Below are 13,931 nucleotides of genomic sequence, written 5' to 3'. Positions count from 1 at the left end.
CATGAGCAAGACCACACCCGCCACCCCCGACGCTCCCGTCGGCGACCAGGACCTCGGTGCCGCGGGCTCCCAGCTGTCCACCGCGCCCACGGAGAGCCTGAGCATGCCCGCCCTGGGGGTCGTCGGCTGGGCCCGCTGGTTCTGGCGCCAGCTGACCTCCATGCGGGTCGCGCTGCTGCTGCTCCTGCTGGTGGCGCTCGGTGCCATCCCCGGCTCGCTGATCCCGCAGAGCGGGACCGACGCCACGAAGGTCGCCGACTTCGTCAAGAACAACCCCACCCTCGGGGACGTCTACGACAAGCTCGGCCTCTTCCACGTCTACAGCTCGGTGTGGTTCTCGGCGGTCTACATCCTGCTGTTCGTCTCCCTCATCGGCTGCATCGTGCCCCGGACCTGGCAGTTCGTCGGGCAGCTGCGCAGCCGTCCGCCCGGCGCCCCGAAGCGGCTGACCCGGCTGCCCGCCTACACCACCTGGCGCACCACGGCCGAGCCCGAGCAGGTCCGCGAGGCAGCGCTCGCCCTGCTGAAGAAGAAGCGCTTCCGTGCCCACCTCACCGGCGACAACGTCGCCGGCGAGAAGGGCTATCTGCGCGAGGTCGGCAACCTCGCCTTCCACATCGCGCTCATCGTGATGCTGACCGCCTTCGCCTGGGGCCAGCTCTTCAAGTCCGAGGGCAACAAAGTGGTCGTCGAGGGTGACGGTTTCTCCAACACCCTCACTCAGTACGACGACTTCAAGTCCGGGAACCTCTTCGACACCGGCGACCTGGTGCCGCTCAGCTTCCGCCTGAACAAGTTCACCGGCACCTACGAGACCTCCGGCCCCAACAAGGGCACCCCGCGCCTCTACCAGGCCGCCATCACCTACAGCGAGGGCGCCTACGGCAAGGGCCACAAGACCCTCGTCAAGGTCAACGAGCCGCTGGAGATCGGCGACGCGAAGGTCTACCTCACCGCCCACGGCTACGCGCCCCTCATCACCGTGCGGGACGGCAAGGGCAATGTCGTCTTCCACGACGCGGTCGCGATGCTGCCGCTCGACTCCAACGTCACCTCCACCGGCGTGGTCAAGGTCCTCGACGGCTACAAGAACCCCAAGGGCGTCAGCGAGCAGCTGGGCATCTCGGCCTTCTTCCTGCCGACCTACACCACGGGCAGCGAGACGGCCTCCACCTTCCCCGCGCTGAACAACCCGGTGCTCAACCTCGCGCCGTACCACGGTGACCTCGGCGTCGACTCGGGCATCCCGCAGAGCGTCTACCAGCTCGACAAGTCGCATGTGAAGGGGTTCAAGGACTCCAAGGGCGCGCAGCTCAGGGAGAACCTGAAGCCCGGCGAGACCATGCAGCTGCCGGGCGGCGCCGGTTCGGTCACCTACGAGGGCACCAAGCAGTGGGCGAACTTCCAGGTCGTCCAGCAGCCGGCCAGCGGCTGGGCCCTCGCCGGCGCCCTCACCGCGATCTTCGGCCTCGCCGCGTCCCTGTTCATCCAGCGCCGCCGGGTGTGGGTGCGGGCGGTGCGCGGCGCCGACGGGGTGACGATCGTGGAGATGGCCGGCCTGGGCCGCAGCGAGTCGGCGAAGGTACCGGAGGAACTGGGCGAACTGGCGGGTGTTCTTTTCGACCAGGCTCCCAGCCCGTCCGAGGCCACGGAGGCGGAGCCGGACGGTGTGTCCGACTCCGGCGCCGCGTCTACCGAAGGGGCTGACAATTGAGTCCTCTCCCGCGCGGAACAGGGGAGATTCCTGGCTCTCGCCGCCCGATGGACCAGCGGCCCTCCGGGTCTTCCACGATCAACGCCAGCCGGGTTGAAACCAGCCCGGTAACACGACGCCAAGCTTCCCGCAGCCCTCACCGCCCGACAGCAAGTCGCCGGGACATTCACCCGAAGGAGTGTTGAGGTGACTTACGCCGCCGCAACCGAGTTGGCCACCGCCACCAACGAGCACCTCGCCAACATCAGCAACACGCTGATCTACTCGTCGATGGCCGTCTACACGCTGGCCTTCTTCGCCTACATCGCCGAATGGCTCCTCGGCAGTCGCAGCAAGGTCGGCCGGACCGCCGCCGCGCTCACCGCCGACGCGAAGGCCAAGGCGCCGGCCGTCACCGTGAACAAGGGCGGCAGCACCGCCGTACTGGAGCGGCCGCAGGTCGTGGTGCGGTCCGCGGCCGGCTCGCGGGACGTGCCCGACGGGCCCGGTGCGCACGGCGGGGACGAGCAGGGCGACCTCTACGGGCGTATCGCCATCTCCCTCACGGTGCTCGCCTTTCTCGTCGAGCTCGCCGGGGTCGTCGCCCGCGCGGCCTCGGTGGAGCGGGCGCCCTGGGGCAACATGTACGAGTTCAACATCACCTTCTCCACGGTGGCCGTCGCCGTGTACCTGGGGCTGCTGGCCCTGAAGAAGAACGTGCGCTGGCTCGGGCTGTTCCTGGTCACCACGGTCCTCCTCGATCTCGGCCTCGCCGTCACTGTCTTGTACACCGCCAGCGACCAGTTGGTTCCCGCCCTCCACTCGTACTGGCTGTACATCCACGTCTCCACCGCGATCTTCTGCGGCGCGGTCTTCTACGTCGGCGCGGTCGCCACGATCCTGTACCTCTTCAAGGACAGCTACGAGAACAAGATCGCGTCCGGCGGCACCCCCGGCAGGTTCGCGAACTCCGTCCTCGACCGGCTGCCCGCCTCCGCGAGCCTCGACAAGTTCGCCTACCGCGTCAACGCGGCCGTCTTCCCGCTGTGGACGTTCACGATCATCGCGGGCGCGATCTGGGCCGGTGACGCGTGGGGCCGCTACTGGGGCTGGGACCCCAAGGAGACCTGGTCATTCATCACCTGGGTCGCCTACGCCTGCTACCTGCACGCCCGCGCCACCGCCGGCTGGAAGGGCCGCAAGGCCGCCTACCTGGCGATGCTCGCCTTCGGCTGCTGGCTGTTCAACTACTACGGCGTCAACATCTTCGTCACCGGCAAGCACTCCTACGCCGGCGTCTGAACCCACTCGCGGCGAAGGCCGGTTCCCCGTGACCCAGGTCGCGGGGAACCGGCCTTCCCTGTGCGGAACGCCGGGCTCCGCGCCACCCTGGTGTCATGAGCGGTTCCGTCGAGCAGGGCAGCAGCCGGACCCATGGCAGCACCCGCATCCTGCACTTCCTGGTGCGGCTGCCGGTCCCCATGGGGACGGTCTGGCCGGCAGTGGCCACCGTGGAGGGGCTGGGGGCCTGGTGGACCGGGGTGGAGGTGCTCGAACCCCGGCTCGGCGGCGCGGTCGTGCTGCCGGGCCTGGGGGAGGGGCAGGTCACGGCGTGGGACGTGGACCGGGTCGCGGAGTACACGCTGGAGCGGGGCGACCGGGTGCGGTTCCATCTGGAGCGGGACGGGGAGGCCGGGGCCGTACTGCGCTTCACGCACGCGTACGAGGGAGAGGGCGAGACCGAGCCCGAGTGGCGGGCTCGCTTCGAGCGGCTGCTGGAAACCCTGGACGCCTAGAAGTGTCCGGTCGGCACGGGACGGGTCAGGAGTCCGGTCGGAGCACGAGGTCCAGCAGTCCCGGGAAGCGGGCGTCGAACTCCGCGCGCCGGAGCCGGTTGACGCGCCTCGGTCCCTCGTCCCGTTGCTCCACGAGCCCGGCCGCGCGCAGCACCGCGAAGTGGTGGCTGAGCCCCGCCTTGCCGACGGGCACGTCGAAGGTGCCGCAGGCCCGGCTCCACTCGGGCGAGCCCGCCAGTTCCCGCACCAGGGTCAGACGGACGGGATCGGCGAGCGCGGCGAGCGCGGTGAGCACCGGGACGTCGTCCGGGTGGAGGTGCTCGGGGGCGGTCCGGTGCCGGGGAGTGCTCATGGATTCCTTCCGTTCCGCTTGCCGAGTGTTCGATGGAAACCATACAGTGGCGAGTGTTCGATTTTCGTTGAACAGTAGGGGTGAGGCATGCGCGCGGTAGAGATCCAGGAATACGGCGGTCCCGAGGTCCTCAAGGTCGTCGAGGCGGACGTCCCCGAGCCGGGCCCCGGTCAGGTGAGCGTCGACGTGGCGTACGCCGGGGTGAACTTCGCCGACCTCAAGGCGCGTTCGGAGGGCTACCGGGTGCCGGCGCTGCCCTTCGTCCCCGGTCTGGAGGTGTCCGGGCGGGTCCGGGCCCTCGGAGAGGGCGTGACCGGTCTGAGCGTCGGCCAGGAGGTGACCGCCGCCCTGACGGTGGGCGGCGGCTACGCGGACGTGGCCGTGGCCGACACGGTCAACGTCTTCCCGCTCCCGCCCGGCGTCGGACTGCGTGCGGCGGCCACCCTGCCGGCGGTCCTCCCGACGGCGTACGCCCTCGTGCACACCGTCGGCCGGCTCCGGGCGGGGGAGACGGTCCTGGTCCAGGGAGCGGCGGGCGGAATCGGCACGGCGACCGGCCAGTTGGCCAAGGCGGCCGGCGCCACGGTGTACGGCGTGGTGTCCGGCGAGGCCAAGGCGGCGTACGCCCGCGAGCACGGGTACGACGAGGTGTTCGTCGGCGACTTCGAGCAGGCGGTACGGGAGGCGACCGGCGGGCGCGGGGTCGACCTGGCCCTGGACCCGGTCGGCGGCGACACCCTCCGCGCCTCCCTGGCCTCCCTCGCCGTCTACGGCCGCCTGATCTCCTTCGGCAACGCGAGCGGGGCGCCGGCGTGGACCGTGGGCCAGCCCGAGCTGTACCCCCTCGGCCTCTCCGTCGGCGGCTTCTCCATCCTCACGCTCGCGCAGAAGGCCCCGGCCGAGCTGCGGACGCTGTCCGAGCGGGCGTTCGCGACGGTGGCCGACGGCACGGTGTCCCTGCCGGTCACCGCGGAGTTCGACCTCGAGGAGGCGGCGGAGGCGCACCGGCTGATGGGGGCGCGGACGAGCACGGGCAAGCTCCTGCTGAGGGTCGGCGGCTGAGCTCCGATTCCCAGGCCGCCCGCCGTCTGGACATTCTGCGGCGAATTTTGACACGGTGGGGTGCGCCGGCCCGTAATCGAACACGTGGTCGATGACGCCTTTTGGGAGGCCGTCGTGTCCCTTTCCTTCTACTCCGCCCAGAGCGCGTTCTCCGACCCGGGTGATCTCGCCTCTCGCTACGACGACCTGCCGCGCGATCCCGGCCAACTGGCCCGTGTCGTACGGGATGTGATGATCCATCGTGTCGAGGGCGAGCTCTTCGGGCACACCCATCCGGCCGACCGCCTGCACAACGACGCGGAGTCCCGCTACATCGACGACGTCCTGCGGATCCTCGTCGAGCGGAACGACGCCCCGCTGACCGTGCGCCGCGAGCCCGACGCCCGGTTCGTCGGGACCTGCCGCGACTTCACGCTGCTGCACGTCTCGTTGCTCCGCCATGTCGGCATCCCGGCCCGGCTGCGGTCCGGGTTCGCCGATTACTTCTTTCCGACCCGCTTCCACGGTGACCACGTGGTCACCGAGTACTGGGACGAGAAGCGGGGCTGGTTGCTCGCGGACGCGCAGCTGACCGACCCCGCGATCACCGCCAACTGGCCGGTGGACTTCGACCCGATGGACGTCCCCCGGTCACGTTTCCTCGTCGCCGGGGAGGCCTGGCGGGCGATCCGGGAGGGCGGGGCGGACGAGACGGAGTTCGGGCTGCACCGGCCGACCGAGGGGCCCTTCTGGGGTGAGCGGTTCGTGGCCGGGAACATCCGGCTCGACCTTGCCGCGCTGAACAAGGTGGAGACGCTGCTGTGGGACGTCTGGGGTGAGGACGAGGGGGAGCCGGGGACGCCGTTGCCGCAGGCGTCGCGGGAGTTCTACGACCGGGTGGCGCCCGTGGTGAGCGGGGACGTGTCGTTCGAGGCCGCGCGCAAGCTGTTCGCCGAGGAGGATGCGCTGCGGACGCCGTCAACGGTCACGTGTTACGCACCCTTCAACGGGGCGCACCTTGTCACCTTGCGTTAAGCGGTTCGTTTGAAGTGCGGCGCCGTCGTGGCTGGTCGCGCAGTGCCCCGCGCCCCTTCGGGGCGCTCCACCAGCCGGTGCGCACATGTTGCCGTCAGCAACTCGCCCAGCAGGTCCGGGTCGTTGATGTCCAGTCCCAGCAACGTCTCTATGCGGTCCAGGCGTTGGTAAAGGGACTGGCGGCCGATGTGGAGCAGGGCCGCGGTGCGGGTCGGGGAGCAGCCGTTGCGGAGGTGGGTCTCCAGGGTGCGGACCAGATCGCTCGGGTGAGCTGCCTCCCAGGCCAGCAACGGCCCCAGGGCGTGTTGCACCAGCGCCGCGAGGCGTTCCCGGTTGGCGTCCAGGCCGCCCCTGGTCAGTTCGCGTTCCAGGGCCAGCGCCCTCGACGAGGTCACCAGAGGGCCGTCCGGTACAGCCGGCTCCGCGGCCGGGACGGTCAGCGCCAACTCCAATGTCGTACGGGCCGCCCGCAGCGTGTCGCTCCAGCGCAGCCAGCCGCTGCCCTCGGCGACAGCGTGACCCACGGCCACCGTGAGGCCAGGGGCGGACATCGTGCGGAAGGCCTCTTGGACCGCCTTCACCGGGTCACCGGGGCGCGCCCCGGGCAGCGACAGCAGGGCCAGCACGTCCCCCGGGAACGCGGCCCGCAGCACGCCCGCACCGCCGAGCAGCCGTACCGCGCGGTCGACCGTCCCGACCTCCCGCGTGCCGTGCAGGGACACGCCGACCAGGCGGGCACCGGGGCCGGGATGGAAGCCCGCGAGCGCCGCCCGCGCCTCCACCTCCGGCTGGTTCAGCGCCGCCCGGTCGGCCAGGTCGGCGAGCAGCGCCGCCGTATGGTCGTCGCCCCATGGCCGTACGACCGCACGGCCCGACAGCCCGCGGGCCACGATCGCCCGGTTGGCGGCCTCCGTGATCCGGACGAAGGGCACGACCCGGTGCATGGCCAGGAGCGGCAGCTCACGGCGGCGGGCCTCGTCGACCACCTCGGCGGGCATCGCCGGCAGGGACCGCCCGACCTCCACGGCCAGCCCGGCCACGCCCCGGGAGGCCAGCTCGCGGACGTAACGACGGCGGACCTCGTCGTCGGCGTCCATCAGCCCGAAACCGTTGGTGAGCAGCAGCTCGCCGCCGTCCAGGAAGTTCGCGCCCTCGTAGACCTCGCTGGAATGGACCCAGCGCACCGGACGGTCCAGAGCGGTGTGTCCGGCCAGCAGCTCGGGCTCGGCGGCGTGGACGGGATCGAGGGCAAGGATCTCGCGAAGGGTGAGTGCGGGCATGCGCGCCTCCCGACAGTTCGTCCGGCTGTGGGCTGCCGGGAGAGTACTTTCCGCACGTTGCCCTCGTGTTTCGGCCACAGGAGAGTGAGAGACATGGATCAGGCACAGGCTCACACGTGGCTCGCCACCGCCGTCGAGGAGGCCCGCGCCGGGCTCGCCGAGGGCGGCATCCCCATCGGGGCCGCGCTCTACGGCGTCGACGGCACCCTCCTCGGGCGCGGCCACAACCGGCGCGTCCAGGACGACGACCCCTCGATGCACGCGGAGACGGCCGCCTTCCGGGCGGCGGGACGGCAGCGGTCGTATCGCGGAACGACGATGGTGACCACCCTCTCGCCCTGCTGGTACTGCTCCGGTCTGGTCCGGCAGTTCGGGATCGGGCGGGTCGTCGTCGGGGAGGCCGCCACCTTCCACGGCGGGCACGACTGGCTGGCCGAGCACGGTGTGGAGATCGTGCTCGTCGACGATCCCGAGTGCGTCCGGCTGATGCGCGACTTCATCGAGAAGAACCCGGCACTGTGGAACGAGGACATCGGTGATTGACACCCCCAAGCCCCGCATCCCGACCATCGATCTGCGGCCCTGGCTCGCCGGGGACCCCGACGCCCGCGCCGCCATCGCCCGCACCCTGGACGAGGCCCTCCAGACCGCCGGGTTCTTCCTGGTCACCGGGCACGGCGTCGACCCGGCGCTGCGCTCCCGGATCCGGGAGGCCGCGCGGACGTTCTTCCGGATGCCCGTGGACGTCAAGCAGCCGTACTCCGCGAAGGTCGGCGGTCGCGGCTGGCTCGGTCCCGGCGCCGAGGCCAACGGCTACTCGGAGGGAACCGAGACCCCGCCGGACCTGAAGGAGTCGCTGACCTTCGCCACCCACGAGCCCTTCGAGGACCCGGTCGTCAACGCGGAGTGGTACGCGCCGAACGTCTGGCCCGCCGAGGTGCCCGAGCTCCAGTCGCTGTGCGAGCAGTACCTGGAGCGGATGGGCGAGCTGGAGAAGGGGCTGCTGTCGCTCCTCGGCGAGGCCCTCGGGCTCGAACCCGACTTCTTCTCCCGGCACATGGACCATCCGACGTACGGCTTCAACATCAACTGGTACCCGGGCGCGGAGGTGATCGGAGAGCCGCAGCCGGGGCAGTTCCGCATCGGCCCGCACACCGACTTCGGCACGGTGACGATCCTCGACCGGCAGGCCGGCAAGGGCGGTCTCCAGGTGTTCACGGACGAGGGCGGCTGGGAGGACGCGCCCTTCGACCCGGACGCCTTCACCATCAACATCGGTGACCTGATGGCCCGTTGGACGGGAGACCGGTGGCGGTCCGGACGGCACCGGGTGCTGCCGCCGCCGGCCGACGCGCCCGCCGAGGAGCTGATGTCCCTCGTCTACTTCGGTGAGTGCACCCCGGGCACGACCGTCGAGTCGGTACCGGCACCGGTCGGGCGGGTGGCGCACGAACCCGTCGACTCCCACGTGTACTTGAGGGCGAAGCTGGACTCGATCACGGTCGACTGAGGCGGTACCGGGGTCTCCCGTAGGCCTTCCAGGTACGGGGGATACAGTGCGACGGCCGTTTTCCGGGGCGGCCGTCGCAGCCGGGGGAGACATGAGGAAAGCCGTACAGGGACTGCTGGTCACGGCGACCGCCCTCGTCGCCGCGGCCGCCGGAGTCGGCGGCACCCTGCTCTACCAGCGGATCACCGCCCCGGACACCTCGGCCGTCGACGCGCAGGCCGCCGCGCTCGCCCAGGACCTGCGCCAGGACCTGACCGCCGGCTTCTACTCGGCGGGCGGCGGCACCTACGGCGGGCAGTTCACCGAGGGCACCCTCGTCGCCCAGACCGAGGAGCACGGCGGGGCACTGCTGAGCGTCCGCTCCGCGGGCCTGTCCCACACGGCCGAGGTGATGCTGGGCCTGGTGCCGCCCACCGGCACCACCGTCGACGCCGACGCCTACCCGGTCCGCTGCTACCGCCTCACCTTCGCGCGCGGAGCCCACAGCGTGCGGCGGACCACCTTCACCTGCCCGGTCACCCAGGCGGACGGCCGCCCGGGCAGCCTCGCCGCTCAGCTGGGCGGACTGCTCGCCCGGCAGCCCGCCACCGCGAGCGCCTACCGCAAGATGTCGGCCGCCGGCTACGACCACACCGCCGACGGCGCCACGCGGTTCCTGACCGACAAGGGCCTGGTCGCCGCCAAGGACACGGTGACCGACCTCTCCGGCAGGGAGGCCGGCACCGGCGTCTACGCGGTGGCCCTGCGCGTCAACGGCGTCTGCCACTTCCTGCGCATGGACTCCGGGTCCTCCGCCGCCGGGCTGGTCCCCCTGTGGACCGCGCCGGCCGACGAACAGCGCACCTGCCGGGCCCCACAGGCGGTCACGGCCTCCGCGTTGTACGGGAGCGACCCGGCGAAGGAGGGCTGAGCGGTCACCGCGCCGGTGACCGCGTGCGCAGCGCCGCGTACAGCACCGCGCTCACCGCGAAGCCGACCACGGGGGTGATGTCCCCGAACGACGGCCAGTGCTCCGGCACGTAGCCGACGTAGTCCTCCTGGTTGGAGAAGAGCGGCACGGAGACCGCCACGCCGATCAACAGGGCTGCGAGCCCCGGCCAGTTGGTGAAGGAGCGGTCGGTCAGCCGGGCCGCCGACTGCTCCTGGGACACCCGTGCCCGCAGCCACCGCTCCACCAGGACCACGCCCAGCCACGGCGCCACCCAGTACGCGATCACCAGCAGGAACGCCTCGTACGCCGCCCCCGCGTCCGAGAGCGACGCCCACGCCGCCGCCGTACCGGCGACCCCGGACACCACGACCAGCACGCTCCGGCTCAGCCAGGCGGGAAGGTTCAGGCCGAAGGAGGCGATCGAGATCGCGCCGGAGTACACGTTGAGGGCGTTCGCCGAGACCGCGCCCAGGATGATCGCGAGCAGCACCAGGTCGCCGAGCCAGCCCGGGAGATGGCCGGTGAAGGCCGCCGTCGGGGTCGCGTCCTTCGGGGCCACGATGGTCGCCGAGGCCGCGCCGATCACCGCGACCACGGTGACCGACAGGAACAGGCCGAGCGCCGGGTACAGGACCGTCCTGGCCTTGTTCGCCGTACGGGGGAGATAGCGCGAGTAGTCCGAGGCGTACGGGTTCCAGCCCGCCGCGTAGCCCCAGGCCGCGCTGAACGCGAGCAGGAAGCCGCCGATTCCGCCGCCCGTGCCGCCCCCGCCCAGGTCCGCGTCCTTGAAGGTCCACACCCCGGCCAGCAGGAAGATCACCGCGAGGGCGGGGAAGGCGTACTTCTCGAAGACGTGGACGAAGTTGTGGCCGATGAAACCGATCAGGATCTCGGCGGCCACCACGAGCAGGAGGGACGGCAACGGCCGTAGTCCGGTGAGGGTGTTGAGGGCGAAGGCCGCGCTCACGCTGTTCACGGCGAACCAGCCGACGCCCGCCACCAGGCCGTTGGCCGCGGCGGGCAGGATGTTGCCGCGGTGCCCGAAGGAGAGGCGGCCGATCACCATCTGCGGCACCCCGAACCGCGGCCCGTCCAGGGACAGCACGCCCTGGGTGAGCGCGCCGAGCGCGGTGCCGAGCACGATGGCGGCCGTGGCCTGCCAGAAGCTCAGACCGAAGAAGAGGACCGCGATCACACCGATGAAGACGGTGGCGAACTCGATGTTCGGAGAGGCCCAGGTCCACAGCAGTTGCAGTGGACCGCCGTGGCGTTCGGACTCGGGGATGGGTTCTGAGCCCGCCGACTCGACGGCGATGACCTTGTCACCATAGGCGGGGGCGAGGGGGCCGGCGGAGTCGGCGGGAGCTGTCGTCATGCGAGGTAAGTGTCCGGCTCGCGTCCGCTCGCGCCCAGGGGCGCAATGTCCGCTTCGGGGGGCTCGGTGGCGTACAGCTTGTCAGTCGGCCCTGGGGTCCTCGCCGGACTCCCGGCGCTTCAGCTCCTCCTCGCGGCGGCGCAGGTCGGCCTCCCAGTCCTTGAGGAGCGCCTCGTCCTTCTTGTTGTCCGCCTTCAGGGAGTTCAGGAACTCGGGGTTGTCGTCGGGAGCGACGTACTCCATGCGGTGGTTGCGGTGCCACTCCGAGGGCGTACGGCCGTTCGCCGGCGGGGTGCGCAGCTTGCCGGCCGCGAGCCACGCGACGGGGCCGACGATCCAGAACAGCAGGATGATGAAGACCCAGGCGATCTTGGGGAGGTGCTTGGCCTCGTCCTCGGGGGTGTTGAGGCAGTCGATGAACGCGTAGATCGTCAGCGCCAGCGGGATCAGGTACATCAGCAGCCGGAACATGTGCTTTTGGCCCCCAGGGAACGTGGTGTGGAGCCTGTGACAGGCCCCTGACGGGGTCAGGGTAGCGGCTCGGGGATACTGGACCCCATGGCTTACGACGATCTTCGCTCCCTGCTCAGGGCACTGGAACGCGAGGGAGACCTCAAGCGGATCAAGGCCGAGGTCGACCCGTATCTCGAGGTCGGGGAGATCGTCGACCGGGTGCAGAAGGCGGGCGGTCCCGCGCTGCTCTTCGAGAACGTCCGCGGGTCCGCCATGCCGCTCGCCATGAACGTCTTCGGGACCGACCGGCGGCTCCTGAAGGCCCTCGGCCTGAAGTCGTACGGCGACATCTCCGAGAAGATCGGCGGACTGCTGCGGCCCGAGCTGCCGCACGGCTTCGTGGGCGTGCGCGAGGCCTTCGGCAAGCTCGGTGCGATGACCCACGTACCGCCGAAGAAGGTCAAGGAGGCGCCGGTCCAGGAGGTCGTCCTCACCGGGGACGACGTCGATCTCGACCAGCTGCCCGCCCTCTTCACCTGGCCGCAGGACGGCGGGTCCTTCTTCAACCTGGGCCTGACCCACACCAAGGACCCGGAGTCCGGGATCCGCAACCTCGGTCTGTACCGCCTTCAGCGCCACGACAAGCGCACGATCGGCATGCACTGGCAGATCCACAAGGACAGCCGCAACCACTACCAGGTCGCGGCCCGGCGGGGCGAACGCCTCCCGGTGGCCATCGCCTTCGGCTGCCCGCCCGCGGTCACCTACGCCTCCACCGCCCCCCTGCCCGGCGACATCGACGAGTACCTCTTCGCGGGGTTCATCGCGGGCAAGCGGATCGAGATGGTGGACTGCAAGACGGTCCCGCTCCAGGTCCCGGCGCAGGCCGAGGTGGTCATCGAGGGGTGGCTGGAGCCGGGCGAGATGCTGCCGGAGGGACCCTTCGGCGACCACACCGGGTTCTACACCCCGCAGGAGCCGTTCCCGGCGCTGACGATCGACTGCGTGACGATGCGGAAGCGGCCGCTGCTTCAGTCGATCGTCGTGGGCCGCCCCCCGACGGAGGACGGACCGCTGGGCCGTGCGACGGAACGGTTCTTTCTTCCGTTGCTGAAGATCATCGTGCCGGACATCGTGGACTACCACCTGCCCGAGGCGGGCGGCTTCCACAACTGCGCGATCGTCTCGATCGACAAGAAGTACCCGAAGCACGCGCAGAAGGTGATGCACGCGGTGTGGGGGGCACACATGATGTCCCTGACCAAGCTGATCGTGGTCGTCGACGCCGACTGCGACGTGCACGATCTGCACGAGGTCGCCTGGCGGGCGCTGGGCAACACGGACTACGCCCGTGACCTCTCGGTCGTCGAGGGACCCGTCGATCACCTCGACCATGCCTCCTACCAGCAGTTCTGGGGCGGCAAGGCGGGCATCGACGCGACGAAGAAGTGGCCCGAGGAGGGCTACACGCGTGACGGCGGCTGGCCCGACATGGTGCTGTCCGACCCGGAGACGGCGGCGAAGGTCGACCGCCGGTGGAAGGAGTACGGACTGTGAGCAGCGCCTCCGCGGCACTCCCGCAACCGGGACGCACGAAAACCTTCCTGCGGCTGGTGATGATCGAGCACTCGGTCTTCGCGCTGCCGTTCGCGTACATCGCCGCGCTCACCGCGATGTTCGCGTGGGACCGGAACATCCACTGGGGGCGGCTGCTCCTGGTGACGATCTGCATGGTCGGCCTGCGGACCTTCGCGATGGCGGTCAACCGGATCATCGACCGGGAGATCGACGCGCGGAACCCCCGGACGGCGCAGCGGGAGTTGGTCACCGGTGCGATGTCGGTGAAGCACGCCTGGACCGGTGCGCTGGTCGCGGTCGTGGTCTTCCTCGGCTCGGCGGCGCTGCTGAACCCGCTGTGCCTGGCGCTGGCCCCGGTCGCCGTCATCCCGATGGTGGTCTACCCGTACGGCAAGCGGTTCACGAACTTCCCGCAGGCCATCCTGGGTCTCGCCCAGGCGATGGGACCGGTGGGCGGCTGGCTCGCGATCACCGGGGAGTGGTCCTGGGACGCGGTCGTCCTGGGCCTGGCCGTCGGTATCTGGATCGGCGGGTTCGACCTGATCTACGCCTGCCAGGACGTGGAGACGGACCGGGAGATCGGCGTCATGTCGGTGCCGGCGCGCTTCGGTATCCCGGCGGCGATCTGGGGTGCCCGGGTCTGTCACTTCCTGACGATGTCCCTCCTCATCTGGTACGCCGTCGCCACGGAGGCGGGCGGGTTCTTCTGGGTGGGGCTGATGATCGTGGCGAGTGCGTTCGTCTACGAGCACTCGATCGTGCGGCCGCATGATCTGTCCCGCCTGAACCGGGCGTTCTTCAGCGTCAACGGCTTCATCGGGATTGCCCTGTTCGTGTGTGCGTTGCTGGATCTGCTGGTGCGGGGACTGACGGTCTGACACGGCCCC

General features: G+C 70.5%; 14 protein-coding genes. 10 read left to right on the top strand and 4 right to left on the bottom strand.

Annotated elements, in window-relative coordinates; genetic code table 11:
- The first annotated feature begins 1 nt into the window (after nucleotide 1).
- From resB to OG841_RS20085, 3 genes are all read left to right on the top strand, one after another.
- Nucleotides 2-1,714 (top strand): cytochrome c biogenesis protein ResB, encoded by a 1,713-nt coding sequence (gene resB / locus OG841_RS20095; RefSeq protein WP_371566372.1) that lies wholly within the window; start codon nucleotides 2-4, stop codon nucleotides 1,712-1,714.
- A gap of 186 nt (nucleotides 1,715-1,900) precedes the next feature.
- Nucleotides 1,901-2,995: a c-type cytochrome biogenesis protein CcsB gene (ccsB, locus tag OG841_RS20090; protein ID WP_328640256.1), complete on the top strand. Its 1,095-nt coding sequence runs from the start codon at nucleotides 1,901-1,903 to the stop codon at nucleotides 2,993-2,995.
- A gap of 95 nt (nucleotides 2,996-3,090) precedes the next feature.
- Complete coding sequence (locus tag OG841_RS20085) at nucleotides 3,091-3,489, top strand: hypothetical protein (protein ID WP_328640257.1); 399 nt, start codon at nucleotides 3,091-3,093, stop codon at nucleotides 3,487-3,489.
- 25 nt (nucleotides 3,490-3,514) lie between these two features.
- Here the strand turns inward: OG841_RS20085 and OG841_RS20080 are convergent, their stop codons facing one another.
- Nucleotides 3,515-3,841 (bottom strand): ArsR/SmtB family transcription factor, encoded by a 327-nt coding sequence (locus OG841_RS20080; RefSeq protein WP_328640258.1) that lies wholly within the window; start codon nucleotides 3,839-3,841, stop codon nucleotides 3,515-3,517.
- An 87-nt stretch (nucleotides 3,842-3,928) separates the two neighbouring features.
- Between OG841_RS20080 and OG841_RS20075 the strand changes: the two genes are divergently transcribed.
- Together OG841_RS20075 and OG841_RS20070 are read left to right on the top strand one after the other, a co-directional pair.
- Complete coding sequence (locus OG841_RS20075) at nucleotides 3,929-4,903, top strand: quinone oxidoreductase family protein (RefSeq protein WP_328640259.1); 975 nt, start codon at nucleotides 3,929-3,931, stop codon at nucleotides 4,901-4,903.
- Between the two features lie 114 nt (nucleotides 4,904-5,017).
- A complete protein-coding gene (locus OG841_RS20070; protein WP_371566369.1) occupies nucleotides 5,018-5,917 on the top strand; it encodes a transglutaminase-like domain-containing protein in 900 nt (299 codons plus the stop codon).
- On the opposite strand, the gene OG841_RS20065 is transcribed toward OG841_RS20070, so the two are convergent.
- On the bottom strand, nucleotides 5,914-7,197 hold the full coding sequence (locus OG841_RS20065) for a PucR family transcriptional regulator (protein WP_365118100.1): 1,284 nt from the start codon (nucleotides 7,195-7,197) through the stop codon (nucleotides 5,914-5,916). The two genes, OG841_RS20070 and OG841_RS20065, sit on opposite strands and share 4 nt — an antisense overlap.
- Before the next feature lie 93 nt (nucleotides 7,198-7,290).
- Between OG841_RS20065 and OG841_RS20060 the strand changes: the two genes are divergently transcribed.
- From OG841_RS20060 to OG841_RS20050, 3 genes are all read left to right on the top strand, one after another.
- Nucleotides 7,291-7,740: a nucleoside deaminase gene (locus OG841_RS20060; RefSeq protein WP_328640262.1), complete on the top strand. Its 450-nt coding sequence runs from the start codon at nucleotides 7,291-7,293 to the stop codon at nucleotides 7,738-7,740.
- Complete coding sequence (locus tag OG841_RS20055; RefSeq protein ID WP_328640263.1) at nucleotides 7,733-8,707, top strand: isopenicillin N synthase family dioxygenase; 975 nt, start codon at nucleotides 7,733-7,735, stop codon at nucleotides 8,705-8,707. The genes OG841_RS20060 and OG841_RS20055 overlap by 8 nt, the downstream gene beginning before the upstream one ends.
- 91 nt (nucleotides 8,708-8,798) lie before the next feature.
- Nucleotides 8,799-9,617 carry a hypothetical protein gene (locus OG841_RS20050; RefSeq protein WP_365118096.1) on the top strand — a complete coding sequence of 273 codons (819 nt, stop codon included), beginning with the start codon at nucleotides 8,799-8,801 and terminating at the stop codon, nucleotides 9,615-9,617.
- 4 nt (nucleotides 9,618-9,621) lie between these two features.
- Here OG841_RS20050 and OG841_RS20045 read toward each other — a convergent pair whose 3' ends face one another.
- Both OG841_RS20045 and OG841_RS20040 read right to left on the bottom strand, forming a co-directional pair.
- Nucleotides 9,622-11,013, bottom strand: coding sequence for a purine-cytosine permease family protein (locus tag OG841_RS20045; protein ID WP_328640265.1), 1,392 nt, complete (start codon nucleotides 11,011-11,013; stop codon nucleotides 9,622-9,624).
- An 81-nt stretch (nucleotides 11,014-11,094) separates the two neighbouring features.
- A complete protein-coding gene (locus OG841_RS20040; RefSeq protein WP_328640266.1) occupies nucleotides 11,095-11,484 on the bottom strand; it encodes a PLD nuclease N-terminal domain-containing protein in 390 nt (129 codons plus the stop codon).
- An 87-nt stretch (nucleotides 11,485-11,571) separates the two neighbouring features.
- On the opposite strand from OG841_RS20040, the gene OG841_RS20035 reads away from it, so the two are divergent.
- Together OG841_RS20035 and mqnP are read left to right on the top strand one after the other, a co-directional pair.
- Nucleotides 11,572-13,023 (top strand): menaquinone biosynthesis decarboxylase, encoded by a 1,452-nt coding sequence (locus OG841_RS20035; RefSeq protein ID WP_365118092.1) that lies wholly within the window; start codon nucleotides 11,572-11,574, stop codon nucleotides 13,021-13,023.
- Nucleotides 13,020-13,922 carry a menaquinone biosynthesis prenyltransferase MqnP gene (mqnP, locus tag OG841_RS20030; RefSeq protein WP_365118089.1) on the top strand — a complete coding sequence of 301 codons (903 nt, stop codon included), beginning with the start codon at nucleotides 13,020-13,022 and terminating at the stop codon, nucleotides 13,920-13,922. Before OG841_RS20035 ends, mqnP begins: the two co-directional genes overlap by 4 nt.
- Nucleotides 13,923-13,931 lie beyond the last annotated feature (9 nt).

It is taken from the genome of Streptomyces canus, assembly GCF_041435015.1.
GTDB classification, from domain to species: domain Bacteria; phylum Actinomycetota; class Actinomycetes; order Streptomycetales; family Streptomycetaceae; genus Streptomyces; species Streptomyces canus_G.
This window is presented reverse-complemented; position numbering and strand designations above follow the sequence as displayed.

What these genes read in the sequence shown, in the direction of transcription:
- resB (WP_371566372.1), top strand. Translation starts at nt 2, where the DNA reads ATGAGCAAGACCACACCCGCCACCCCCGACGCTCCCGTCGGCGACCAG.
- OG841_RS20085 (WP_328640257.1), top strand. Translation starts at nt 3,091, where the DNA reads ATGAGCGGTTCCGTCGAGCAGGGCAGCAGCCGGACCCATGGCAGCACC.
- OG841_RS20080 (WP_328640258.1), bottom strand. Translation starts at nt 3,841, where the DNA reads ATGAGCACTCCCCGGCACCGGACCGCCCCCGAGCACCTCCACCCGGAC.
- OG841_RS20075 (WP_328640259.1), top strand. Translation starts at nt 3,929, where the DNA reads ATGCGCGCGGTAGAGATCCAGGAATACGGCGGTCCCGAGGTCCTCAAG.
- OG841_RS20065 (WP_365118100.1), bottom strand. Translation starts at nt 7,197, where the DNA reads ATGCCCGCACTCACCCTTCGCGAGATCCTTGCCCTCGATCCCGTCCAC.
- OG841_RS20060 (WP_328640262.1), top strand. Translation starts at nt 7,291, where the DNA reads ATGGATCAGGCACAGGCTCACACGTGGCTCGCCACCGCCGTCGAGGAG.
- OG841_RS20050 (WP_365118096.1), top strand. Translation starts at nt 8,799, where the DNA reads ATGAGGAAAGCCGTACAGGGACTGCTGGTCACGGCGACCGCCCTCGTC.
- OG841_RS20045 (WP_328640265.1), bottom strand. Translation starts at nt 11,013, where the DNA reads ATGACGACAGCTCCCGCCGACTCCGCCGGCCCCCTCGCCCCCGCCTAT.
- OG841_RS20040 (WP_328640266.1), bottom strand. Translation starts at nt 11,484, where the DNA reads ATGTTCCGGCTGCTGATGTACCTGATCCCGCTGGCGCTGACGATCTAC.
- OG841_RS20035 (WP_365118092.1), top strand. Translation starts at nt 11,572, where the DNA reads ATGGCTTACGACGATCTTCGCTCCCTGCTCAGGGCACTGGAACGCGAG.